The following is a 25,385-nucleotide window of genomic DNA, read 5'->3' as shown; positions in this document are numbered from 1 at the left end:
TCAGATATACTTACGGGGCTAAGGCTGAGTTTTATATAGGTTAGTGCTAAATGGCTTAATGCCAAATAGCCTAGTTCTAAATAGCTTGGTTCTTACGAGCTAGGTTCTTAAAAACTAAGCCATAACGGTTAGCCCCATCAACAAAGGATCAAGATTCTTGAGTTTAGAAGTAGATATCATTTCACAGATAACGGAGCGTTTTCCCGCTCTTCGTGATGCAGAGAAAAAAGTCGCTAAGCTGATCATGGACGACATTGATTTTGCTGCCAATGCCAGCATCACAGAGCTTGCTGAAAGCGCTCAAGTGAGTGAAGCCACCATTACACGTTTTGCTAAAGCGATCGGTTGCAGCAACGTACGTGATATGAAGATTAAGTTGGCTCAGACGCTAACCGTTGGCCAGCGCTTTATCCTCGAACCGGTTGACCAAACGGGTTATCAAGGTATCTACGAATCGATCAAGCAAAGCCTAGACATCAACCGCACCTTGTTCAAAGAGCAAGACGTTGAAACCGCAGTCAGCTGGCTGCATAACGCCAGACAAATCATTGCTATCGGCATGGGTGGTGGTTCGACTATCGCCTCTCAAGAACTGCAACACCGACTGTTCCGATTGGGCTATCCCGTGGTGTCGTACAATGATGGCTTAATGTCACGCATGGTTGCTGCGACAGCAGATGTCAATGATGTCATGGTGATGATCTCCGCGACCGGTTTCACGCCTGTGATTACTGAAACCGCAGAGCTGGCTAAGCAGTACGGGCTTAAGATCATCGCAATTACCCCACAAGATACACCGCTGGCAAAGATTGCCGATATCTTGTTGCCCATCAAACATATGGAAACTGACTTCATCTACAAACCGTCGGCGTCTCGCTACGCCATGTTGGCGCTAGTGGATGTGCTTTCTATGGGGATCGCAGTCAATCATAAAAACCGTTCGCGCGACAAACTGCGTCGTTTGAAGGTTGCGCTAGATTCCTACCGAGGTGGGGGCGACAGACAGCCTCTCGGTGATTAACGAATCAAGGATAGAATGAGCTTAAATTCTGGTGCGCGGCAATCTTTCACTAGCTCGTATAAGCTCATTTCTAATCCCGTAATTTGGACACCAGCGTCCTGTAATCGGCTGATAGCCAACTTCTTATTCAATGCTGTCCGTGAACCAATACAGTCGCCAACTACCTGAACCCTGTACCCAAGCTCCAACAAACCCAATGCGGTTTGATAAACACAAATATGAGCCTCAATCCCACACCAACCAAGTCTCTACATCCTTGGTTTGAACCGCCTCAACAAACTTGGGCTCATCACACGCGTTAAACGTGAATTTAGGTATTGGTTTAGCATCACTCAAAAGGTCATTGAGTTCATCAACCGTCGCACCTAGCTTCTCTGGATTCTGCTCCAAACGAATAATTGGCAGACCCAAAACCTGTGCGCCCTTAATCAACTTTCCAAAGTTAGAAATAAGTGTCTCATTCTCATCAACAAGGCGTGCAAGCTTACCTTGCACGTCCACAACCACCAAACATGTATTTTGTTTCATTAGCATGTGTATTCCTTGTTTTTGGCAGCCTAACTCACTACGCAACCGGATGAGCATTTTTTCTACTATGTAACGATTCAACTTACAAAGCCATACAGTAATAGGTACAAGACTACGGAATAATACTCACCAACGGTCGAAAGGTCGCAAAACAAAAATAATTGATACTGCATGACATTAAAGAGTGAGTAAGAACAATGAACAAATTCGCGAAATCAGCATTAGCACTGGGTTTAATCGGCGCGGTTTCTCTTCCTGCATTAGCAGCAGGCACTGACGGTGGTGCGTACATCGGTGGCGGTCTTGGTGTGTACCAAGATTCTGATACAGACGGTCAAGGCAACCTAGACTCAGACGGCATGGGTTACAACCTATACGGCGGCTACCAGTTCAACCGTATCGTAGGTGTTGAGCTTGGCTACAACGACTACGCAGACTACAAAAAAGGTACAGAAAAAATGTCTCCAACTTCTATTTCGTTATCAGCAAACCTAGGTTATACGTTCGACAACACGATTCGTCCATTCGTGCTTGCAGGTTTAAGCTCTGTTGACCTAAACGCAAATAACGCAGCTCTATATGATGACGATAGCGGTACCGGTTTCCACTTTGGTGTTGGTGTTGAATACACGCCAATCGAACATCTAACACTACGCCTAATCTCACAAGCAGACGCAGTGAGTGTTGAGAACGACTACGGCTTTAAGAAAGAAGACAAAACACTTGCCTTCAACAGCATTAGCTTCGGTGGTTCTTACAACTTCTAATGTGATTGAACCACATAGAATAAGCTGAACATACTAATTCACTTTGCTGTTCCACCTTGTCATGAAGGTCACTCAGTAAAGTGAATTTTTTGTTTCTACACGCACTATCGCGTCATTTCACTTTAGCCGGTTTATCGCTCACCATTACTTACTGAGCTTTATGCGTTGATATTAGAGCTTTCTTGGTAGCGAGACTAAAATAAAGGGATAAGAGACGCAGGAAAACAAGACCTATGAATCTACCAAGCTTTAACATGTCGATAAACAAGCTGCCTTTTGTGTTGGCCGTGTATTATCTGCTTGTCGTCAATCTACCTCTCTCCCAAGAACTGTTTAGTATTGTTCAGGCATCGAAGTCTGAAAGCGTTGCGTTTCTTATCTCCATTCCTATCTTCTTCCTTGCTGCCTTTAATTTCATCTTCCAAGTCTTCAACTGGCCTATTTTCTCTAAGCCGTTTTTCATCTTATTGCTGATCACCTCAACCTTAGTCAGCTACAGCATGTTCAATTACGGCATATTCGTCGACTACGGCATGATAGAGAATGTGTTTGAGACCAATAGCGGTGAAGCAGCCAGCTATATCAGTGGTCACTCGATCTTATGGCTACTGGCTATGGGTGGTATTCCATCTCTCATCCTGTTGTTTACCAAACTTGAAAAAGAGTCTTGGAAGGATTTCTTTGTCTGGAAATCGATTGGCTTGCTCTCTTCCTTGATCGTCATTGCGATTATTGCCGGGCTTTTCTACAAAGATTACGTATCGATTGGTCGCAATAACTCGCACATCAAAAAGATGATCATTCCGACCGAGTATGTAGCATCAACAGTCAAATACATCAATAACACCTACATCAAACAGCCCATCCCCTATCAAGAATTGGGATTAGATGCTCAACTCAAGCCACAAGCAAAAGCGGCAACCAAACCGACCTTATTGGTGTTTGTGCTTGGCGAAACCGCTCGCGTGTATAACTACCAATATTATGGCTATGAGAGAGAAACCAACGCTCATACCAAGCCTTATAACCCGATATTTTTCTCTGATGTTCAGTCGTGCGGTACAGCCACCGCAGTTTCAGTACCCTGCATGTTCTCTAACATGAATCGCAGCAACTATGATCGCGACAAAGCCTACAACCAAGATAACGTGGTCGACATTATGAACCGCGCGGGCATTCACTCTATTTGGAGAGAACATGATGGTGGGGATAAGGCGGTCGCACATCGAATCAAAGAGATGACTCTCATCGCCAAAGACAGCGACCCATTGTGTAATAACGACGTATGCTACGACACAGCGATGCTAGAGAACTTCGAACAAGATACGCAAGATCTCAAGCAAGATAGCATCATTTTCTATCACATTGCCGGATCTCACGGCCCAACGTACTTTGAGCGTTATCCAGAAGAACATAAGAAATTTACGCCTGACTGCGCTCGTGCAGATATCGAAAACTGTACCAAAGAGGAAGTGGTTAACACCTACGACAACACCATCTTGTACACAGATTTCTTTCTATCACAGGCTATTCAGAAGCTAGAGAAACTCACCGATAAGTACAATGTCGCGCTGATGTACATTTCCGATCACGGAGAATCATTGGGAGAAAATGGCATCTACTTACACGGCATGCCTTATTCATTGGCACCGAAAGAGCAAACCCATGTGCCTATGATCCTATGGATGTCTGATGGTTTCGCCGAGCAGAAAGGGATAAACCAGACCTGCTTAAGAAAGGCAGGCAAAGAACAGAGCTTCTCCCAAGATAACCTGTTCGACTCTTTACTCGGCCTAATGGATGTACAAACCAAAGAATATCGAGAGAACCAAGATATTTTTGCTGCGTGTCGGTAACTTCAAAGGCCGACTCGCAAATATTCCAACCAAAGGGGCTCATTTATGAGTCCCTTTTTTGTACAAGTCAAAACTGTCGTTTTTATTCAATACCTACCTCAAGCAGTCGCCTACAATTGCTGTCATTGAAACGTGGCTCAGCTAATCAATTATCTCATCGTCAATTGACGTACCTGAGAACAAGATGACGACCACGCACTCTACCGAATCGAAGCAATAGGAATTCAAACGATGTTAGACATCAAAAAAATCTCCGCACTTAGCGACTTAACCGAACTTAAAACCGCTTACTTTACCGAAGCAACAGCACCACTCGATGGCATGTGGCATTTTGGCTTTGTACCTATGTCTGACCATTACGGCTTTTACGAAGACGACACACTTGTCGGTTATTGCGTATTGAATAGCGAAGGCTACTTACTTCAGTTTTTCCTAGCACCAACAGCCAGCACTCATATTGAAGACTTGTTCACCTTAATCGTAGAGAACAACAGCTCTGTGATTGGTAAGGTGAAAGGCGCATTCGTGAGCACCGCTGAACCACAATATTTATCACTGTGTGTCGACAACACAGAGTCATTTAAAGTGAATGCGATGATGTACCGCCAAAACTCTCAAGCCAGATCCGATTGTGATTCAGACCGCATTGAAGAGATAGAGATGAGCCTCGCGACAGAAGAACAACTGGAGCAGTTCGTTGAGTTTGCTTCATCAGCGATTGGCGCGCCAAAAGAGTGGCTCACCGGTTACTACGGTAATTTGATTGCCCGCCAAGAGCTATGGGGCTGCTGGGAAAGCGACAGTATTCTTGCTACAGGAGAGTGTCGTAAATTCGATGAACACCAAACGCAGTTTGCTGACTTGGGTATGATTGTCGCACAAGAAGAACGCGGTAAAGGCTTAGCAACGCGTGTTATTCACTTTCTAAAGCAACACGCTAATAGCCAAGGGTTAGAAGCTATGTGCTCTACGGAAAGCAGTAATATTGGCGCACAAAAGGCCATCACACGCGCTGGGTTATCATCAAAGCATCGTATCTTGCAGTTTGATTTTAGCGAATTAAAGGAAACTGATTAGCCTTGATTCGGATTAACAAACATCAAGACTAAGTTCTAACAATTGATACTGATAAAAACTGTCACCTCCAACGATATCTACATATAGTTGGAGGTGACAATCATCTGAAATAGAAGGTCTAATGATCAATTGGTTACAGTCTCCAAAATCCCCTGTAGTTGCTCAGTTCATTGATTGCTACTGGCTGATTGAAAAGACGCCCGACGCTCAAACTCATCAATTTCCGATACTCAATCCCGATCCATCGGCACACCTGATCTTATCGCCAAGCAAGCAAGCGTATCACTACACGATTGAGCAACAAATCGATCAAGGCGTTGGTTGCCATCTACTGCTGCCACACCATAAAGCCATCGAATTGGATCACTCGAAGCCCTTTGTTCACTTGGGCATTAAATTCCATGTCGGTGCCTTGTATTCACTGGTTATCCCAGATTGCCCTCACCCTAGCTTGGACAGGGTTAGCCCAGTCAAGCTCGCAGGTTTGCTAAACAACCCAAACGCCGATGCAACGTCACTGATCAAGCTCGCCCAAACCGATGTTGAGGCCTGCTGTCAGCAGTTAGATGATTTGCTGCTTCCTTGGTTATCGACAGGTAAAACGGATAGGCACAGCGAACTGACACGTAAGGTGTTGGGTGTGCTTGGTTCGACACCGATTGCAGAGCTTGGCGACAAGCTGTTTTGCTCACAAAGAACATTGGAAAGAAGCTTCAACAAGGTAACAGGGCTGACATTAAAACAGTGCCAATCGATGAACAAACTCGAAGCAATGCTGGAATACTTGTATAAACGAAATTTGGATGACATCGATTGGATGGACGTCGCCTTTCAATTTGGATTTAGCGACCAACCGCACCTGATTCGTTACCTAAAGAAAACCATCGGTCTAACACCCAATACTTACGCTAAACAAGGCGGTTTAACCATAGATGTGTATGGTGGAGTGAGATCTGACTAACCCACCTTTTCTCTATGACGAACGCACTGTTTATAACGTACACCTCTGTCTTTTGTGCCCCATTCGTAGCAAGTTTTATTGAGTTTAGATTTGCGACTAAATATACTGGGGACATCATCAGACGGAGGACAAAAATGAATAATAAAAACAAACATATAGTTTTAATTCATGGTTTATATATGCCTGCGTTGATCATGCTATATCTGGATAGAAACTTCAAAAAACGCGGCTTTACAACGCACAAGTTTGCCTACAACTCGCTGCGTTTCCCTTCTGCAGCCAAACGCCTCAATCGCTTCGTAAATGCTCGCTTTAATGAGTACGATGAGGTCTATTTCTTTGGTCACTCACTCGGTGGCTTGCTGATTCGCCACTACTTTAAGTTCTACCAACCCGACTTTGCAGACACCTGCATTATTACCGCAGGTACACCGCACAATGGGGCAACCATAGCCAAAACGCTTTCGAATCATGGTCTTGGATTTATATTTGGTTCGAGCAAAATGATCTTAAGTGATGGCTTGGGTGACTACGATATTGATGTGCCGATTGGCGTGATTACAGGCACCTACGACGCCGGAGTTGGACGTATTGTACTGGGGAAAAACCCGGGCGATGGCACAGTCACACTCGAAGACGCCAACCTGAGAGGAGCAACGGATACTTACGCCCTCAAACTCAACCACACGGCGCTTGTCTACTCCAAAGAAGTCGTAACACTGTCGGCTCAGTTCATCGAACACAGAGCTTTTAAGGACGCTTCATAGCTTATTTCCATTAGCTTTTGCGCGTTGACTCCTGTATCGAGCTCTGTTCTCTTATATGTGAAAGACAAAAACAAAAATACCACTCTGCGATAAGAGTGGTATTCAAAGATTCATTACTGAAAGTGAGTGCTTGTTACAGACGATTTACTCGCGTTGGTAAAAACACCTCACCCAACATGCATCGCACCGAACCACCACCAATGTCTTCAATCGTTTTCACGTTAAATGGCAGCAACTTTCCGTGTGTCGAGAGCTGAGCTAATTGAGCTGGAGAAAATGCATCGTAAGCCGACTGAGACATCGCGATCACCTTATCGCCATTCACGGTTTCCAATTGCAGAATGTTGCCGCAGAATCGGTTCATCTGATCGATCGAGATCGAGATAACTTGCTTGTCTTTGGCAAGAGATTTCACCACAAAGCGGCGTTCAAACTCAGGAATCACTTCATCACAGATCACGCAGAAGTTATCACCAATCGCCATCATCACATTGGTGTGATAAATCGGCTGACCCGACGGTAATGCCGTTTGGAACGAAACCACGCGAGAATAACCAATACGCTTCGCATAATCTTCTAATACTTCACGGTCGCAACGCTGAGAAAGCGCCGCATAGATCGTCTTATTGATGTGATCGATAACCATCACACCGGTGCTCTCTAGATAAGAACCTTGAGCAACATACGACTCCATAGACTCACTGTGGTTAACAATGCGACCAGACGCTTCCAACACTTCAATAAGAGCAGTAGGCTTAACTTCATGCTGACGGTTTTCACAGGCCATAGGGAAAGTGAATAAACTTCCATCACTACAAGTACTGAACCAGTTGTTTGGGAACACTGCGTCAGGGGTTTCGACACCCAATTCTGGGTAATCAAACTCTACAACTTGCACACCTTCTTTACGCAACGAAGCCACCATAGCCTTAAATTCGGCCATCGTTTCTAGCTTCACCTCAGCTTCAGTCAGATTGACTCTGTGCTGAAACTCGTTATCACGTGCTGTTTCTTCGTTAAATCGAAACTCTTTTGGCGGAACCATAACAACGCAATTGGCGTTTTGAACATTAGTAATATGAAGTGATTTTTTGTGTAGGTTTAACATTTCAACCGTCCCTATCTTTTATTTACCTCAGAATTGTAAACAACTTGTTACGACAAGATTCACTGAAAATAATAATGATTTGAATATTTATCCCAAACAATCACTGCAGATCTTAGATTAATCGGTAATTTTTACTGCGAGATAACAGCACATCAGAAAGAACCAACTGTATGCATATTCATTAAGTCGCTTTATGGATAAATATTCCGATTTCATTTTCTCGCTCACCACGAGTTTTGGTTACAATTCAATCCATTTAACGCTAGGATTATCATCGTTGCATAACCATCAATTACGTTTGAAATAAGCTTAACTTTTCCTGTCTAATTCAATCTAAAATAAGCGTCATGAAAGACACTCTTTGGATCTTTCCTTCGCCACTTAAACAAAGTAATGAACTTTAAAACTAAGCATTAACGTTAAAACCAAGTGATTAAAGCTAAGTAATTAAAGCTAAGCGCTTAAACCAAGTACTTAGATAAGAGCTAGAACAACACCCATCGAATGACTCAATGCTTATAAGAACCCATGGGCGCTTATATAATTTCAAACTAAGACGGTAAAATTTCAAATCAAGACTATAAAAACAAAGCTGCACCAACGATGCAGTCGCTTATAGATGCACTAGTTTATAAAGGGAAATCTATGTACAAGAAATTTGAAGGCTTTACTGAAGCCTTTCCAAAGGGAGAGCCGATACAACCTCCTACTGGAATACTGGCATTTTGCCGCCATTACACTCGAGGTTTTGAAAAGCCGTTGATCTTGCTCGGATTGATGAGCATGACCATCGCGATCATCGAAGTTGCGCTGTTCGGTTACATGGGTCAACTGGTTGACTGGCTATCAACCAGCAACCCGGACACTTTCTTAGCAGACAACGAGTCGACACTGATGGGGCTCGGCGTTCTGCTGTTGGTCGTGATGCCAATCTTGATCAGTGTTTACTCGCTATTGCTTCACCAAACTTTGCTGGGCAACTACCCAATGTCGATTCGTTGGTTAGCACACCGCTACCTTTTGAAGCAAAGCCTGTCCTTCTATCAAGATGACTTCGCCGGACGTGTCGCGACCAAAGTGATGCAAACCTCGCTTGCAGTGCGCGAAACTGTGACCAAGATGGTCGATGTGTTTGTCTACGTGACGGTTTACTTCACGGCGATGCTGTTCATGCTTGCTGAATCAGATTGGCGCTTGATGGCTCCGATGCTGATTTGGCTATTCGTTTACATCGGTATTCAACTACACTTCGTGCCAAAGCTAAAAGACGTGTCTTCAGAGCAAGCGGATGCGCGATCGTTAATGACAGGTCGTATTGTCGATAGTTACACCAACATCGCGACGGTGAAATTGTTCTCACACAGTAAAAGAGAAACCGAATACGCCGAAGAAGGCATGGAAGGCTTCCTAGATACTGTGCACCGCCAAATGCGCTTGGTAACCGGCTTCAACATCTGCGTGGAATTCGCTAACTATCTATTGGTGTTCAGCATTGCGGGTATCTCTATCTACCTATGGCTAGATAGCGCAATCACCGTGGGTGCAATCGCGATTGCGGTCAGCTTGGCTCTGCGTATTAACGGCATGTCGAAATGGATCATGTGGGAAATTGGTGGTCTGTTTGAGAACCTTGGTACCGTGATTGACGGCATTAAAACTCTGTCTAAGCCTATTGCTATTGAAGACAAGAAAGACGCGAAGCCTCTGGAGGTTCCACAAGGCGGTATCAACTTCGACAATGTAAGCTTTAACTACGGTGAGAATAAGGGGGTGATCAACAACCTAAACCTCAACATCAAACCGGGTGAAAAAGTGGGCTTGGTTGGCCGTTCAGGTGCAGGTAAATCGACCCTAGTTAACTTACTTTTGCGTTTCCACGATGTAGAAAGTGGCCGCATCCTGATTGATGACCAAGAGATCTCGAGCGTTACTCAAGATTCTCTGCGTAGCAACATTGGTATGGTGACCCAAGATACTTCACTGCTGCACCGTTCGATCAAAGACAACATTCTTTACGGTCGACCAGAAGCATCAGACGAAGAGGTATACGCGGCGACTAAACAGGCACACGCGCATGAGTTTATCGAAACGCTAACCGACCCGTTTGGCAACGTTGGTTACGATGCTCAAGTGGGTGAACGTGGCGTTAAGCTTTCTGGTGGTCAGCGTCAACGTGTGGCTATCTCACGTGTTCTTCTAAAGAATGCTCCATTACTTGTTCTCGATGAAGCAACTTCTGCACTCGATTCTGAGGTAGAGGCAGCGATTCAAGAGAGCTTGATTGAGCTAATGGAAGGCAAAACGGTTATTGCGATTGCACACCGCCTGTCGACCATCGCAGCGATGGATCGCCTGATCGTGCTTGATGCCGGCAATATCGTAGAAGAAGGCACGCACCAAGAGCTGATTAACCAGAATGGTATTTATGCGCAGCTATGGAATCACCAAACCGGTGGCTTCATTGCCGATGACCTTGAGCAAGCTACAAACGCTTAATTTTTGTGCTATTTTAAAAGTGCGATGTGATTCACAGCAATTTGTTTATTAGCGGTAAATTACACATGGCAGAATGTTATGTCGTAATTATATAATGACATTAACACCAAAGACGCCTCGCTTGCGCGTTCTGGAATAAGGCTAGACTTCGGGGGGAGGCTAGCCTTTTTTATGCCTGCTATTTGGCACTCTTTGCTACCTGTCCAATAAACTTCATCGATCCTTTTGTTTTTTTCTTGGCGTTTTTTTCTTAAAATGCGCGCAATATTCTTTCTAGAGATCAACCATGAACAAAAGTGTCTTAACTAACGTTATCGCGTTAGCGCTGCTTGCTGGCGGCTATGCGACAGCAAACCAATACTTGCTTTATGCAGGCCTATTCGCCTTTTCTGGTGCCATCACCAACTGGCTTGCGATTCACATGTTGTTCGAGAAAGTACCCGGCCTATACGGTTCTGGAGTGATTCCAGCGCGCTTTGAAGAGTTCAAGGCAGCCATCAAGCAACTGATGATGGAGCAATTCTTTACAGAAAGTAACATCGACCGCTTCCTAAGCAGCGAGATGACAGGAAAGTCGCTCAATCTAGAGCCTGTGATTCAGAAGATCGACTTTAACCCTGCATTCGACTCACTGGTGCATGTTATCGAGAACTCTCAGTTTGGCGGTATGTTGGCAATGTTTGGTGGCACAGAAGCACTAGAGCCAATGAAAGCGCCGTTTGTTGAGAAGATGCAAGAATCTGTGATTGAAATCAGCAAGAGTGATTCTGTAAAAAATGCCATCAAAGACGAGCTAGAATCGCCTGCGATGATGGATGAAATCAAAGAAAACATTGAGGCGATCATCGATCAGCGCTTGAATGAACTAACACCTAAGCTGGTTAAAGAGATGGTTCAGACCATGATCAAGAAACACCTTGGTTGGTTGGTCGTTTGGGGCGGTGTATTCGGTGGTGTGATTGGCTTAATCTCTGCGGCCATTACGCTTTAAGGCGAACAAGTTTATCGGGTTGCTCTTTATCTGACGCTCAACAAAAAATGGAAGCTTATTGCTTCCATTTTTTATATCTAAATCACGTTGGTAAGCGAAATTAGGCCACTATTTTAGAGTTGCCAACAACTCAGGGTTCACGCCGAAGCCCTTTTTATGCTCTTCAATCACCACTTCACTACGTGTCTGAATCACACCAGGCAAGGTGCCCAGCTTGGTGGCCATAAACGCTTGGTACGCCTTCATGTCTTTCACTCGAACCTTGATCATGGTGTCAAAGTCACCCGACAGTGAGTAGCACTCTTCCACCTCAGGCATCATTTCCACGGCTTGGGCAAATTTGTCGAAGATCGAAAAGCTAGTCTGATCGAGACGGATATGGATAAAGACTTGAACATCGAGTCCCAGCTTTTCTGAACAAAGCTCAGCATGATAGCCCGTGATGTAGCCCTCTTTCTCCAATCGCTTGAGTCTATCAGAGCAAGGTGACGTCGTAAGGTTGACCTGTTTTGCCAGTTCAACAACAGGTAAACGCCCTTTCATATGCAGAATTCTTAGTATCTCTTTATCGATACGATCGAGCTGATGCTGAGACATAACATTCCTTAAACATTCTAAATTCCGCTCAGTATATTCCATACCAAGTGCAATCGAAGAAAACCTCGCTCACACATTTAAAAACTAAATGCACGGATGATATTCACGCCAGATATAAACACATACAAATAGATAAGAACCCTTATAAATCAAACTCTGGTTATTAACAAATTATTATAGAAATGACCCGATTAACAAATAAGTTGAGCCGGAAACGAAAGAAAGGATATAGGCCAAAGTGAATAATATAATTATCAAAGAGAAAGGATGACTCTATTATGAAAACGCAAGAACTCGCATATAAACCTTACGGTATTGGTTCATGGACACACGTAACGGTATCAAAAGATGTTGCTCAGGCACTAGCAAGTGAATACTCAAACTATGGATGGGAAGTGAAGATTGATGGCAATGCCATTGAAGCTGAGCTTGCACTCAAGGCTGCTTAGAAACACAAAAACCTCCTAGCACGGAGGTTTTTTGAATCAAGTTAGTAAGCACTTACTATGAGTTAGGCTAGGCCAACTTGGGGAACAGCACTTCCAGTTTCGCAACGACAATTGCACGTGCGGCAGAAGTGCTGAGTTTCCATATCGTAGTACAGGTTTCCACTAAATAGTTTTGACGTCCATTGCATCATACGGCCAGAAGCTGTCTCGGGCTCTGATTCACAACGTTTCATTATAGACTTATGTAGTGTTGTTTTTTTACATCCTTTGCAATAGAGATCAGGCATACCTTTGTCCTATAGGTCTTTAGTGGTTACTGACAATTGACACATCATGTCCAATTCGGTTCCACAATTCACCGAGCTAATGACAAAAGTGAGCGCCAAGTTCAAAAAATAGCCATTTTTCTGTTTTATTTTTTGACATCACACGCCATTGAGTAAGTTGATCTTTCCCTTCTCACGCAAGATCCTACCGCTTCGATTTACATTGTAAAAACCCAATAACCGCTCGTTCACGTCTGATTTCACTCCGATCTTAAGTACGACAAACGTCGTACCTCAGTAACAAAATACCGATATCGTAGGCTGCTCAAATTGCCGAATCAAAACCCATCACCTATACACCTTTATACGAGACGATTAGAATACTCGGCTATCAATTAAACATGCCTATTTAGTTCAAGCTCTCTCCACCAATAAGGTTGAACATGCTCACTGTCACTCAAATTGCCAAGGCCTACAACATCTCTCGTACCACCATTCTCTACTACGAGCGTGCCGGGCTGCTTTTACCTCACAGCCGCTCCGATAATGGATATCGTTGGTATGGAAAAAAAGAGCAAGCTCGGTTAGAGAGCATTATCTCTTACCGATCGTTTGGTTTGTCTATCCAGGAAATAAGCGCTCTGCTTGATCGCAAAGACGATGTGAAACAAGAGCAGACACTAGTGAATCAGTTCAACGCCTTGGAAAAGGAAATTCAGAACCTACGTCAACAGCAGAAAGCGATTGTGATGTTACTTGAACAACCTGAGTTGCTAGAGCAGAAGATGCTGACAAAAGAGCGCTGGGTACGGGTGATGAAGAATGCTGGGTTTGACGAAAAGGATATGAAGAACTGGCACAAGCAGTTTGAAAAGATGGAGCCTACCTCTCACCAAGAGTTTTTGGAATCTTTGAATATCGATGAGCAAGAAGTCGCGAGCATCAGAGAGTGGTCAAAAAAATAGAGCCACCGAAGTGACTCTATTGCTTTTATTTTTCAATTTCTTTTTAGCTAACGTTCTTTGCTAATTCACATCTGTTTTACAATGTAAATTAGTCTAGCTCAACGAGGTTCTTCTCGAACTCAGCGTGCTGCTTCTTAACTTCGTCTTCAGGCTCGCCCGTAATTAGACTCACGATAACGATAGAAAGAGTCGATAGGATGATTCCCGGTACAATTTCGTACACATCGAACCAACCGCCCGTGAACTGTTTCCAAAGTACAATCGTAACACCACCAACCACGATACCCGCTAGAGCGCCGTTACGGTTCATACGAGACCAGTACAGGCTCAATACGATAGCTGGGCCGAATGCAGCACCAAAACCAGCCCATGCGTAAGACACAAGGCCAAGTACTGAACTGTCTGGCGTCATCGCTAGTACAAGTGCAATCAAAGAGATTAGGATAACCGCGAAACGGCCTACACGAACAATTTCTTCTGACGTAGCGTCTTTCTTCAGAACTTGCTTATACAGATCTTCTGCCATTGCAGATGAAGATACAAGAAGTTGTGAATCCGCAGTACTCATGATTGCCGCTAGGATTGCCGCCAGTAGGATACCTGCGATTACTGGGTGGAACATCGCGTTCACAAGAAGCATGAAGATCTTCTCGCCATCGTCTAGCTTAGGTGCACCAGAGTTCGTTACGTAGATTAGACCAACAAGACCAACCAGCATTGCACCAATCATAGACAGTGCAGTCCATACCACCGCGATACGACGCGCGGTTGTTAAGTCTTTATTGCTACGCGTTGCTTTGAAACGAGCAAGGATGTGTGGCTGACCGAAGTAACCTAGACCCCATGCCGCTAGCGAGATGATCGCGATAGCAGAAAGAGGCTCACCTTTCGCATCATTCCATAGCGTGAGTAGCTCTGGGTTGATGTTATGAAGGTCAGTAGATAACTGGCCAAGGCCGCCGTTCATTGCTGCGATTGGTACAATCAATAGCGCAGCAGACATTAGTAGGCCTTGAACCAAGTCAGTCCAAGATACCGCTAGGAAACCACCAAACAGGGTGTACGAAACCACACATACGGTACCGATGATTACCGCAGTTGTGTAATCTAGGCCGAATACCGTTTCAAACAATTTACCACCTGCTACCAAGCCTGAGCTTGTGTAGAAAAGGAAGAATAAAAGGATAAAGAAAGCAGAAATTGTTTGGATCAGCTTAGAGTTATCGTTGAAGCGACGAGATAGGAACTCAGGCAGCGTCAGTGATTCAGTTGTAATACTGTAAGTACGTAGGCGTTTAGCACTGATTAACCAGTTTGCCCAAGTACCAACCAGTAGGCCACCAGCAAGCCAGAATGCTTCAAAGCCAGCAGCATAAGCGTAACCAGGCAGGCCAAGTAGCAACCAACCACTCATGTCTGATGCACCAGCAGAAAGTGCAGCAGGCCATGGGCCTAACGAACGACCACCTAGGAAGTAGTCAGTTGAGTTAGATGTACGTTTGTAAGCAATAACACCGATCGCTAGCATCATAATTAGATACGCAATGAACGTCGTCGTTATTGCAAAACTGTTTTCTATCATTTGATAGTCCTCATTTTGTAGAAAGCCTTCCATGCCTAATTCAATGCAAGACACTCACCGTAAAGGCAAGCGAGTGCATTGAGTTAGGTATTCAGGCTCCAAAGCACTAAGGGTTGAATCCAAAAATGGAGAAACCAAAAAATGGAAACAACCAAAGGAGCTTAGAGCCAATTTTACTGAAGGTTAGTGAGCTTCGCTTCCAAGTTCGAGCAAGGTCGCGTTACCGCCCACGGCTGTTATATTTATAGTTCGCGTACGCTCGGTAATGAAGCGCAGCGATAGGTGTGGATCATTAGCAACATTCATTGTCGCCAGATCCGTTTCAGCCACTAAACCGACGATTGCACCGTCACGCTTAGCAAGCTGTAAATTGATAGCTTGTGCCGTTTGTAAATTACCCACGTAACCTGCACTTCGTACATCGCAAGACAGCAGCTGTTGAGCAGCGTCATACGAGGAAACCTGTACTAAGTTAGTTGGTAGATTCGCTTGTTTTGCAGCATCAGCAATTAAGGTGTTGAACTGCACGTCATCACTGCACAATTGAACGCTGTTACCTGCCAATAGTGCTGCAGTAATCATCGCTGTTGCAGTTTGCAGTGCCGGCAGCTTCTCTTCGCAATCATCAACAATCACCAAAGCCACACCGCGGCCTGCGGCATACAGCTCATTGGTTTCGCCCGTTGGACCCGCCATTAGGTGATGCTCAGAAAGCAGCGCAGACGCTTGCTCTAGATGATAAGTCGCCACCGCTGCCAGAGGCGCAGATTGGCTTTCGATCTCTGATTTAAATGAAAGTACCTGAGCACTCTTATGATCAAAGTCGGTAAGATTCCATTGTTCCCACGCTAACAAAGCATCAGAAAAACCTGTCACTTGATGAACCATGATACTGCTCCTTATGCCTTGTCTTGTGATTGAGAAAAATGAACATCAGTAAAGCGGTATAGGTAGTGAGGACCACCCGCTTTAGGGCCTGTACCCGACAAGCCTTGACCACCGAATGGTTGAACCCCAACAACAGCGCCCACTTGGTCACGGTTGATGTAGCAGTTACCCACACGAATGTGTTTCTCGATCCAACGATAAGTTGTTTCGTTACGGCTGTGGATACCCATAGTTAGGCCAAAACCGGTTTGGTTGATTTGGTCTACTACTTGTGTCAACTCACTCGCTTTGAAGCGTACGATATGCAGCACAGGGCCAAACTGTTCTTCTTTCAAGCAGCTGATGTCATCGATTTCAAACGCACTTGGTGGAACAAAGTCACCATGTTCACAATCCGTACCTAGAGAAAGTTGAGCCACCTTCTTCTGGGTATTGGTCATGTTTTCTAAGTGTGCCAACAACTTCTGTTTCGCGTTTTGGTCGATAACAGGGCCCACATCCGTTTTATGAAGATGTGGAATACCAACGCTTAGCTCATCCATCGCACCGTGAATTAGTCCAATCACGCGATCTGCAATGTCTTCTTGAATGTAAAGCACACGTAGCGCAGAACAACGTTGACCTGCAGAAGCGAATGCCGAACGAATAACATCACGGACTACCTGTTCAGGCAGTGCGGTACTGTCGACGATCATCGCATTCTGACCACCGGTTTCCGCGATAAACGGAACAGGCTTAGCGTTACGACTCGCCAATGACACGTTGATACGTTGTGCTGTTGGTGTTGACCCCGTAAAGGCAACGCCCGCAATCGCATCATGACTGGTTAGCGCACTGCCGATCTCAGCGCCACGACCCGGTAGTAACTGAATCGTGCCAGCAGGGAAACCCGCTTCATTCATCAATTCCACTGCGCGAGCTGCAATTAAGCTTGTTTGTTCTGCAGGCTTAGCCACAACCGTGTTACCCGCAACTAAAGCTGCTGTAATTTGGCCAAGGAAAATCGCTAGAGGGAAGTTCCAAGGGCTAATACAAACGAACACGCCACGACCTTGTCGAGAAGCAATTCGTGTTTGGCCATCAAAACCTTTTAGTTCGAAACCTTGTAGGTTATCCGCTTGTTTTGCGTAGTAACGACAGAAGTCGACAGCTTCACGCACTTCGTCAACGCTGTCGTGAATCGTCTTACCCGCTTCTTGATGACAAATCGCCACCAGCTCAGCTAGGTTGTCTTCCATCAGGTCAGCTAACTTATCAAGCGCTGCCGCTTTGGTTTCAACCGATGTTGCGTTCCAATCAGCGAATGCTGCGTCTGCGCCAGTGATCGCTACGGAAACATGATCAAGGTTAGCAAAAGCCACCTGACCCACATTAATACGACGATCATAAGGTGCAGTCACTTGTTCAACGTTCTGATCAGCCTTGATCATGCTTTCGGCAAGAGATTCACCGTTGATCACAGGGCCCGCAGTCCATTGATTGTTTAAGAAGCCTTTTACTTGCTCTTCAAACTGATGCGCTTCGCTTTCGATATCAATGTTCACACCGTATGAATTTTTACGCTCAGGGAATACCGCTGGAGGCAGAGGAATCTTAGTGTTGTTTAATGTATCGAACGCCAGAAGCATATCGACTGGGTGTTGAGTCAGCTCTGCCACAGGGCAACGTGCATCAACTAGACGGTGTACAAACGAGCTGTTTGCGCCGTTTTCTAGCAAGCGACGTACTAGGTATGGCAGTAGATCTTTGTGGCTGCCAACCGGTGCGTAAATACGTACTGACTGTTGGTAAGCTTCCATCGCATGGTTGTAAAGCGAGTCACCCATGCCGTGTAAGCGTTGGAATTCAAAGTCTTTATGATCGGTCATTACTGCAATAGCAGAAACCGTATGAGCATTGTGGCTCGCAAACTGCGGGAAGATATTGCCACGAACGCTTGGGCTCAATAGGTAACGTGCACATGCAAGGTAAGCTACGTCTGTCGCTTCTTTACGTGTGTAAACTGGGTAATCAGTAAAGCCCGCTTGTTGTGACCATTTGATTTCGCTGTCCCAGTACGCGCCTTTCACTAGGCGAAGCGGGATCAAATCACCCTGCTCTTTTGCTAGGCGGTTTAGCCAAACTAGAACCGGTAACGCACGCTTTGAATACGCTTGAATAACCAGACCAAACTTGCCCCAGCCTTTCACTAGCTCGCTGCGATACAGTTTTTCGAATAACTTAAGCGAAAGCTCTAGGCGATCCGCTTCTTCTGCATCAATCGTGATCGCAACATCAAGCTCAATCGCACGGCGCAGTAACTGCTCTAGCGTGTCGCATAGCTCAGTCAGTACGCGGTCTTCGTTCGCCACTTCGTAACGAGGATGAAGTGCAGAAAGCTTGATAGACACAGATGGCGCTGGGCTAGATTTTGAAGAGACATAAGTGTCTCGACCTACGGCTTCAATCGCCATTAGGTAATCTTTAAAGTACTTATTTGCGTCAGCTGTGGTCAGTGCTGCTTCACCTAGCATGTCGTATGAGTAGGTAAAGCCTTTGTCGCGCATCGACTTACCGTTCTTTTGCGCTTCAGCAATGCTGCGGCCAAGAACAAATTGGTGACCCATCACTTTCATCGCTTGGTGCATCGCTTTACGAATTACCGGCTCAGAAAGCTTGTTCACTAAACGGTTAACCGCTTGTCCAGCACTCTGCTCGTTCGATGAAAGTCCAACCACCTTGCCTGTTAGCATTAAGCCCCAAGTTGAAGCGTTAACAAAAACCGAATCAGAATTCTTTAGGTGAGACTTCCAATCCGCAACGCTTAGCTTGTCGCGAATCAGTGCATCAGCCGTTGCTGAATCAGGAATACGCATCAAGGCTTCCGCCAGACACATCAGCAAGATGCCCTCTTGAGTATCTAAGCTGTATTCAAGCAACAAGGCGTCGATCATCTGAATAGATGTTTTATCCGCACGGATAGACTCAATCAACGACGTCGTTTTGTCTGTAATTTGCTGCTTTTCAGACTCAGAAGGGGTAGCTAGCGGCAGAAGTTGCTCTAGCCATTGGGTTTCATCCACCATATATAATGGTGAGATAAGCGTCCAAAGATCAGCAAGCGACTGCTCATTGAATTCTGGCTTTAACACATCAGTAGCTGTAAACATGCGTTTTCCTTAATCTCACACCCGAAAAGAGTTCGGGATCTCTACAATGGCTGCAGTGTATTTAGAGTATATAAGGATTACTTGTCAAAAACTCCGAGTTTTTTGCTAAAAACTCGCTTTATTAACAAAACAAACACAAGGTCACATATGAAACTTTAAAATAATATGCCGTTTTGTTTCACTATTTAACAGAAATTTTCTTTTTGTATTGGGATGGTGACATGCCTTGAAGGCGTGAAAAGGTGTGAGTAAAGGAAGATTGACCGGAGAAACCAGCCAGTTCAGCGACCTGACCAAGGCTTAGATTACCTTGTTCAATTAAACGACGAGAACGGTCGATGCGCTTGCCAAGAACGTACTGGTGAGGGGTAATGCCCATTTGCTCTTTGAATAACATATGGAACTGGCTTTCACCCAAGAACACACTACCCGCAAGCTGCGCGACGGAGATCTTGTTTGCGAGGTGTTGCTCGATATAACGATCCAGCGCTTCAAGATCAAAACGTGAATCCTTGATTGAGGTTTCAAACGCCGAGATGTGTCTTTGCATCAGTGCGATCACCGTATCATTACAGGCACGGCTTAATAGCAGGTCATCAGGGCTCGCCAGCATCTCTTGTACCAGCATATGAATAAGCTTTTGAATTTGCGCATCTAATTGGAAATAGACGTTCGAAGACTCGAGCTGATTAATCTTCTCTAGCATCAGCGGGTCGTCGTCACTCGGCACGGGCATGTTAAGCACCAAAATATCGGACTGACCGACCACACCACCGAAAGCATGATCAGAGCTCGCCGTCACCACACAACCTTGTCCTGGGCCAACAAGATTCCCCTTACCACTCACTTCAAATTCCGCCTGACCTTTTAAACCAATCACCACCTGAGAATAATGATGATCGTGGCAATCCATATGCGATGGCAAAGTGATGATCTCAGCAGGACGAGGGCCAGTAAGGCCTAGCGGAGAAAGGTCTAGGTTAGGAAAGGGTAAAGGTTTAGACATGACAGAAAAATACTCGGGTCAACATAGTAAGAATAATACTCTTAAATGCGCATAAGATGAATTTGTAAATGCTCATGAGAGTTATTTGCTCGCGAGAATGAAAAGATCATTATCGCGATCATCTTGATCATGCCTCCGGAAGGATGATCAAGAGTGTACAAACTACGGGCATTGTAAAACCAATCGTTCCGGCGAGTTTAGGGACTTCACAAGCAATCACACAAGCACGAAAAACCATGTGGTCAATAAATGCTTTTTCACGCCAACATAATGAATAAATTTTCTTATATAGCTCAAATAATTGGCTATAAGCCTGTAAAAAGTGTATCCGAAGTACCGAAACTTGGCTTTTGAGTAGATTGGATAGCAATAAAACGGTATAAAGACGGGTACTGTGTTAATTGCTAATAACTAGTGACTCACAACTAGGAAGTAGACACTTTATTAACGAGCCAATTTTCAATCTACAAGTTGCAGGGACCTATGACTAACTTTCGAATTTCAGCGCTTTTACTTGCGCTATCCCCACTTTGGGTATCTGCATCGGTATCCGCTGAAGAACTGAATCAAGTCGATCCCGTTTCAGCTATCGATGCAAAGCTAACAGAGAAAAACTCAGATATTGAGCGTATTTCAGCAACCAAAGTATCGGCGACTGAAAACCTAAAACAACTTCAAAACAAGAACAGCAAGTTGTTGCGCGAAGGTGAAGAACTTAAGGCAAAACGTAACAGAGCCAAGTCTGTACTCGACAAACAGTACAGTCGCTTGCTTGAAGATCCAGAAACAGATTTAGTCTCTTTCCAGAAAAGTTACCAAGACGCTTGGGCTGCGGTTAAAGAGAATCAATCGTCTCAGCTAGATAACGAACAAGCGATCAACGAGAGCGAAATTCACCTTTCTCAAATCAAGCAAAAGCAAGCTCGCCTGAATAATGAGCTGGCAAACTTGAGAGAGTCAAAAGTTGAAGCTCGCGTAAAACGTATCGCAACAGAACTGCGTGAAAGTGCGGTGCTTGAAACCAGCTATACCACCACATGTTCATCAACAATGACACTTGGTGAGTGTACTGCACAGGGTAAACACCTGACCAATCAAAAAGCCGTGCAAACGTTCAAGAGCCAATTACTTGAGCAGCTCACAGAAAGCACACTTGCGAAGCAAAACTTACAAGGTGTTCAGCTGAATATCCATGTTCAAGACAGCCAAGCGATCAAGAGCGGCTTCTCTGGTAACAACTCTTACTTCATGCAGATGCAAGCTCAACTTCAAGCAAAACCTGAAGCAGTTGCAGCATGTAACCTATTGAATGTTTCGACTCGCTACTGTTTAACAGGCAGTGACGCAGCAGTCGTTAAGAAGAGTGACAAACAGTGGGCTAACGTGACGGTACGTTCTGATCAGTACAACGACTCAGTAACCATCAACGGCATTAAGTATGGCAGCACCCCTCTTGAGGTTGCGCTACCAAGTGGTCGTCACCAAGTAACCATTTCAAAACAAGGTTACGAGTCTTACAACCGCACAGTTACCATCAACGGCAGCGACACGATTTGGGTTAAGCTTCTTCCTAGCAAAGAAAGCTAAACACCCTTTGTATATAGAGCCTGAGCCAATTCAAAACGCTTAGCTCGATATCAGATAGCCGTGCCTATTTCACAAAGCTGAATGAACACTCGCCATTTTGTTGATAGTTATAAACTGTATGATCGTTACAAATTTGTATGGTCGTTATAACCTTGTTTTATCGTTATAAACAGTAGCTGCAGACGAAATGGCGTTCTCGTTTAGAATATTCGATTAACCTAAATTACGATTGAAGTAGCCCATCATGCGCCAAGGTCTTCCTACTCTATTATTTGCACTTGCTCCATGCTTAATGACGCCAGCTGTTTTTGCTGAGGCAACACCACCAGCGATCGCGTCATCTGTCACCGACATTGAAAGCTCACTTTTTGAAAAGCATGCCGACTTAACGGCTGTTGAAAAGAAATTAGCCGACAAACAAAACGAAGTCGACAATCAGGCGCAGCAAACGGCACGTCTAGCTGAGTTATCAGCTCAAGCAGAGCAAACACTCGCAAAGGCAAAAGCCAGCCTAGAGCAAGATTACACGCGCATGATTGATGATCCCGATTTCGATATCTCGCTTGCTCAAAAACGCTTCCAAGACGCTTGGAAAACCGTAAAAGAAGGCAAACTTGCGATTTCAGACTCAGAGCAAAAGCAGCAAGGCTTGGTGATGGAGCTTGAGGCTATCCAAGCCGAGAAAGCCGCGGCAGAAGCTTCAATCGCAAACCTAAACCAAGACAAGCTAAGAGCAAGAGCAGAGCGACTAAGATACGAGATCACTCAGACGGAAGAGCAAACTGTTAGCTTTACCAACCGTTGCAGCAGCGATATGACACTGGCGCAGTGTTCAGACCAAACGGTGACTTTGGCACTTCAAAAAGCGGTAAAACAATTCCAACACAGCCTAATCGATAACGCGACTGAATCGAAAACAGTGAAAGAGCACCTTGCGTCTGCTTCGCTGAACATTCACGTTCTGCAACACAAAGTGAAATCCTCTGGCTTCTCTGAAGATAACCGTTACCGAGCGGTGATTGCGGCGAACCTAGAAACTCGTCCAGATAAGAACACACCTTGTCGCCTGCTTGGTATTCAGTCATCAAACTGTTTCACACAAAGCGAGCAACAAGCCAACGACCAGCAAAAAGAAGTTGCTTGGGTTAACTTGGTGGTGCGTTCAAATCAATACAACGACAATGTTTCTATCAACGGCGTGAACTATGGCAGTACACCGGTTGAAGTGATGTTACCGACGGGCCAACACATGGTCACGATCGAAAAAGAAGGCTACCTTTCTTTCCATCAAGAGCTGAAGATAGCCCGCGATCACAACCTACGAGCCGTATTGCAAGCGAAACAGAATTCATTAAATATCGGCACCAAGTTTGCCGATCCGATGGGTAACGACATTCAGAGCCCTGAAATGATTGTTGTCGGCTCGGGTCGCTACCTACTGGGTGAAAATAACGCACAACAAGTGACGATCAAACAGCCGTTTGCATTAGCCGCGACCCCGACACGTGTGCAAGATTTTAGAGCGTTCGTTAAGAGTACTGGCTATCAGACAGATGCTGAGCTAATGAACACCTGCGACACCTTCACCAATGCCGAGATTACTTCAGTCTCCGACAATGACTGGCAAAAACCGGGCTTCAAACAAGCTGACAACTCTCCGGTGGTTTGTGTAAGCCAAAACGATGCTCAAGCCTACACTCGCTGGTTATCTGAGAGCACTGGCTTCACGTATCGCCTTCCTACACCACAAGAGTGGGAGGCCGCAGCAAGAGCAGGCCAAGACACCAACTTCTGGTGGGGTAACGAATTCCGCACAGGTAAAGCGAATACAGGCTGGGCTGGTACACCTTGGTCAAACGTCAGTACGTCTCCTGTTAAATCATTCATGCCAACACCAACGGGCTTCTACGACATGGTCGGCAATGTATGGGAGTGGACAACCGTTCAAAAGGGCCTAGCCAAAGGTGGCGCGTGGAGCTTCTCTCCTGAAGAGGCCAAAGTATTTAACGAGCTATACGTTGCGCCTTCAACAGCAGCCAACTACCTCGGCTTTAGAGTGTTACGAGAGCTGTAAGCTCTCGATAGCTCGCCCATTACTTTAAAATATTTACTCTAGGTTCTCAATTATCACATTGAGCAGCATTTATAGGGGAATTCCCCCCTTATGCATAAGCACTCCTAGGAGTAGATTCGTCGATAGAGTAGTAAGTCACTCTGGGTATCAAATTGATGCCTCAGTTTAATTTACCTGACCCTCGTAAATTAGACTGAAAATCTTCTACATGTCGACAAGGCATATCTTGTCTTTAGCCAGCCCCTCTTCAGGCTGGCTTTTTTTTGCCTGATTATCACCCTTTATGCCCATCGATTCTCCGTGATTGACACAGTTAGTCAGCAGTCCGTTTAACTGTCAGTCCCCCCTTATTTTTCGTACTCTAATTGCCATTGCAGCGCTATAAGAAACTGATATTATTGCAACATCGCAACACACGAGATAAAACCTTGCCAGATCCACTCAACTCCATACATCGTTCTTTATTCGAACAACTTCCAGGCTGCTGGGGCTGCAAAGATACTGACTCGGTCTTCGTGTACGCCAACCTTGCTTACAACCAATTGATTGGCTTAAAACCCAATGAGACTTGTACTGGCTTGACCGACTTCGACATGCCCAGTCAAACCACTGAGTGCGCACAAGATTTCAGGGCTCAAGACAAACATGTAATGGATACACGCAGTACCCTTAAGATTCTCGATATTCACCCCTATCCAGACGGACGCTGGCACGCCCATATCTTTACCAAAACCCCTTGGCTTGATGATGACGACAACGTCCAAGGCACCATCTTCTATGGCCAAGAGCTTACCGATACCGCGATCTTAGAGGTCGGTCATTGGGTTTGTCAGGCCACAGGAACAAAAGGCGATCAGGCATCGCTTGCGGGGTCAGAGCCGCGCGTGTCTAAGCTGCAAAAGCGGCTGACTTCGAGAGAATCAGAGGTACTGTTCTTACTGCTTTTCGGCAAGAAACCACAGTACATCGCGTCGACGTTAAACATTTCAATCAAAACGGTCGAAGGTCATGTCGCTAGATTGAAACAGAAGTTTGATGCACGCAGTAAAAGCCAATTGATTGAGTATGCGTTGGATTCAGGATTGGGCTCAGTGATCCCAGAAACTCTGCTCAAAAAACAGATCTCCGTTGTTCTGCACAGTGACTGATTGACTGTTCAGCTGAAAATCCAGACAAAAAAATGCCGTTGATTTGATCAGTCTAATCAACGGCACTTTTGGATCTGTTAAGCAGCTAAGCGATCAAGCAGC

The 25,385-nt window shown here is 45.1% G+C and carries 19 protein-coding genes and 1 pseudogene; 13 read left to right on the top strand and 7 right to left on the bottom strand.

What is annotated here, in order from left to right:
- Positions 1-157: 157 nt before the first annotated feature.
- On the top strand, positions 158-1,021 hold the full coding sequence (locus tag AB4585_RS10260) for a MurR/RpiR family transcriptional regulator (protein WP_017070153.1): 864 nt from the start codon (positions 158-160) through the stop codon (positions 1,019-1,021).
- Here the strand turns inward: AB4585_RS10260 and AB4585_RS10255 are convergent.
- Positions 1,018-1,555: pseudogene (locus AB4585_RS10255) on the bottom strand (hydrolase). The gene AB4585_RS10260 and the pseudogene AB4585_RS10255 overlap by 4 nt on opposite strands.
- A gap of 191 nt (positions 1,556-1,746) precedes the next feature.
- Between AB4585_RS10255 and AB4585_RS10250 the strand changes: the two are divergent.
- The 5 genes from AB4585_RS10250 (at position 1,747) to AB4585_RS10230 (ending at position 6,977) form a co-directional block, all read left to right on the top strand.
- Positions 1,747-2,316: a porin family protein gene (locus tag AB4585_RS10250; protein ID WP_372154619.1), complete on the top strand. Its 570-nt coding sequence runs from the start codon at positions 1,747-1,749 to the stop codon at positions 2,314-2,316.
- 233 nt (positions 2,317-2,549) lie between these two features.
- Positions 2,550-4,172, top strand: coding sequence for a phosphoethanolamine transferase (locus tag AB4585_RS10245; protein WP_372154618.1), 1,623 nt, complete (start codon positions 2,550-2,552; stop codon positions 4,170-4,172).
- 231 nt (positions 4,173-4,403) lie between these two features.
- Positions 4,404-5,249, top strand: coding sequence for a GNAT family N-acetyltransferase (locus AB4585_RS10240; protein ID WP_372154617.1), 846 nt, complete (start codon positions 4,404-4,406; stop codon positions 5,247-5,249).
- 121 nt (positions 5,250-5,370) lie between these two features.
- Positions 5,371-6,210: a helix-turn-helix domain-containing protein gene (locus AB4585_RS10235; protein WP_372154616.1), complete on the top strand. Its 840-nt coding sequence runs from the start codon at positions 5,371-5,373 to the stop codon at positions 6,208-6,210.
- A gap of 134 nt (positions 6,211-6,344) precedes the next feature.
- Positions 6,345-6,977: a triacylglycerol lipase gene (locus AB4585_RS10230; protein WP_017061192.1), complete on the top strand. Its 633-nt coding sequence runs from the start codon at positions 6,345-6,347 to the stop codon at positions 6,975-6,977.
- A 133-nt stretch (positions 6,978-7,110) separates the two neighbouring features.
- Here the strand turns inward: AB4585_RS10230 and AB4585_RS10225 are convergent, their stop codons facing one another.
- Entirely contained in the window at positions 7,111-8,085 is a 975-nt protein-coding gene (locus AB4585_RS10225; protein ID WP_004732521.1) for an arginine deiminase-related protein, read from the bottom strand.
- 645 nt (positions 8,086-8,730) lie between these two features.
- Between AB4585_RS10225 and AB4585_RS10220 the strand changes: the two genes are divergently transcribed.
- Together AB4585_RS10220 and AB4585_RS10215 are read left to right on the top strand one after the other, a co-directional pair.
- Positions 8,731-10,581, top strand: a complete 1,851-nt coding sequence (locus AB4585_RS10220; RefSeq protein WP_372154615.1) for an ABC transporter ATP-binding protein — start codon at positions 8,731-8,733, stop codon at positions 10,579-10,581.
- A gap of 286 nt (positions 10,582-10,867) precedes the next feature.
- Positions 10,868-11,572 carry a hypothetical protein gene (locus AB4585_RS10215; RefSeq protein WP_017065155.1) on the top strand — a complete coding sequence of 235 codons (705 nt, stop codon included), beginning with the start codon at positions 10,868-10,870 and terminating at the stop codon, positions 11,570-11,572.
- A gap of 108 nt (positions 11,573-11,680) precedes the next feature.
- Here the strand turns inward: AB4585_RS10215 and AB4585_RS10210 are convergent, their stop codons facing one another.
- Positions 11,681-12,169, bottom strand: coding sequence for an Lrp/AsnC family transcriptional regulator (locus tag AB4585_RS10210; protein ID WP_004732526.1), 489 nt, complete (start codon positions 12,167-12,169; stop codon positions 11,681-11,683).
- A gap of 278 nt (positions 12,170-12,447) precedes the next feature.
- On the opposite strand from AB4585_RS10210, the gene AB4585_RS10205 reads away from it, so the two are divergent.
- Both AB4585_RS10205 and AB4585_RS10200 read left to right on the top strand, forming a co-directional pair.
- Positions 12,448-12,618 carry a hypothetical protein gene (locus AB4585_RS10205; RefSeq protein ID WP_017071239.1) on the top strand — a complete coding sequence of 57 codons (171 nt, stop codon included), beginning with the start codon at positions 12,448-12,450 and terminating at the stop codon, positions 12,616-12,618.
- 709 nt (positions 12,619-13,327) lie between these two features.
- Complete coding sequence (locus AB4585_RS10200; protein WP_372169739.1) at positions 13,328-13,849, top strand: MerR family transcriptional regulator; 522 nt, start codon at positions 13,328-13,330, stop codon at positions 13,847-13,849.
- An 88-nt stretch (positions 13,850-13,937) separates the two neighbouring features.
- On the opposite strand, the gene putP is transcribed toward AB4585_RS10200, so the two are convergent.
- The 4 genes from putP to AB4585_RS10180 form a co-directional block, all read right to left on the bottom strand.
- Positions 13,938-15,464, bottom strand: coding sequence for a sodium/proline symporter PutP (putP, locus tag AB4585_RS10195; RefSeq protein WP_170930181.1), 1,527 nt, complete (start codon positions 15,462-15,464; stop codon positions 13,938-13,940).
- Between the two features lie 150 nt (positions 15,465-15,614).
- Positions 15,615-16,319 carry a 1-pyrroline-5-carboxylate dehydrogenase gene (locus tag AB4585_RS10190; RefSeq protein WP_372169737.1) on the bottom strand — a complete coding sequence of 235 codons (705 nt, stop codon included), beginning with the start codon at positions 16,317-16,319 and terminating at the stop codon, positions 15,615-15,617.
- A gap of 11 nt (positions 16,320-16,330) precedes the next feature.
- A complete protein-coding gene (gene putA, locus AB4585_RS10185) occupies positions 16,331-19,468 on the bottom strand; it encodes a bifunctional proline dehydrogenase/L-glutamate gamma-semialdehyde dehydrogenase PutA (protein ID WP_372169736.1) in 3,138 nt (1,045 codons plus the stop codon).
- 181 nt (positions 19,469-19,649) lie between these two features.
- A complete protein-coding gene (locus tag AB4585_RS10180; protein ID WP_372169734.1) occupies positions 19,650-20,474 on the bottom strand; it encodes an AraC family transcriptional regulator in 825 nt (274 codons plus the stop codon).
- Between the two features lie 483 nt (positions 20,475-20,957).
- Here AB4585_RS10180 and AB4585_RS10175 point away from each other — a divergent pair, with 483 nt between their 5' ends.
- The 3 genes from AB4585_RS10175 (at position 20,958) to AB4585_RS10165 (ending at position 25,283) form a co-directional block, all read left to right on the top strand.
- A complete protein-coding gene (locus tag AB4585_RS10175) occupies positions 20,958-22,061 on the top strand; it encodes a PEGA domain-containing protein (protein ID WP_017065149.1) in 1,104 nt (367 codons plus the stop codon).
- A 244-nt stretch (positions 22,062-22,305) separates the two neighbouring features.
- Positions 22,306-24,135 carry an SUMF1/EgtB/PvdO family nonheme iron enzyme gene (locus AB4585_RS10170; protein ID WP_372169732.1) on the top strand — a complete coding sequence of 610 codons (1,830 nt, stop codon included), beginning with the start codon at positions 22,306-22,308 and terminating at the stop codon, positions 24,133-24,135.
- Between the two features lie 365 nt (positions 24,136-24,500).
- The gene (locus tag AB4585_RS10165) at positions 24,501-25,283 is read left to right on the top strand and encodes a helix-turn-helix transcriptional regulator (protein ID WP_032546410.1); all 783 of its coding nucleotides are present in this window, start codon (positions 24,501-24,503) and stop codon (positions 25,281-25,283) included.
- Positions 25,284-25,385: the final 102 nt, after the last annotated feature.

This window comes from Vibrio sp. 10N.222.49.C9 (genome assembly GCF_041474985.1).
Taxonomy (GTDB): domain Bacteria; phylum Pseudomonadota; class Gammaproteobacteria; order Enterobacterales; family Vibrionaceae; genus Vibrio; species Vibrio crassostreae_C.
This window is presented reverse-complemented; position numbering and strand designations above follow the sequence as displayed.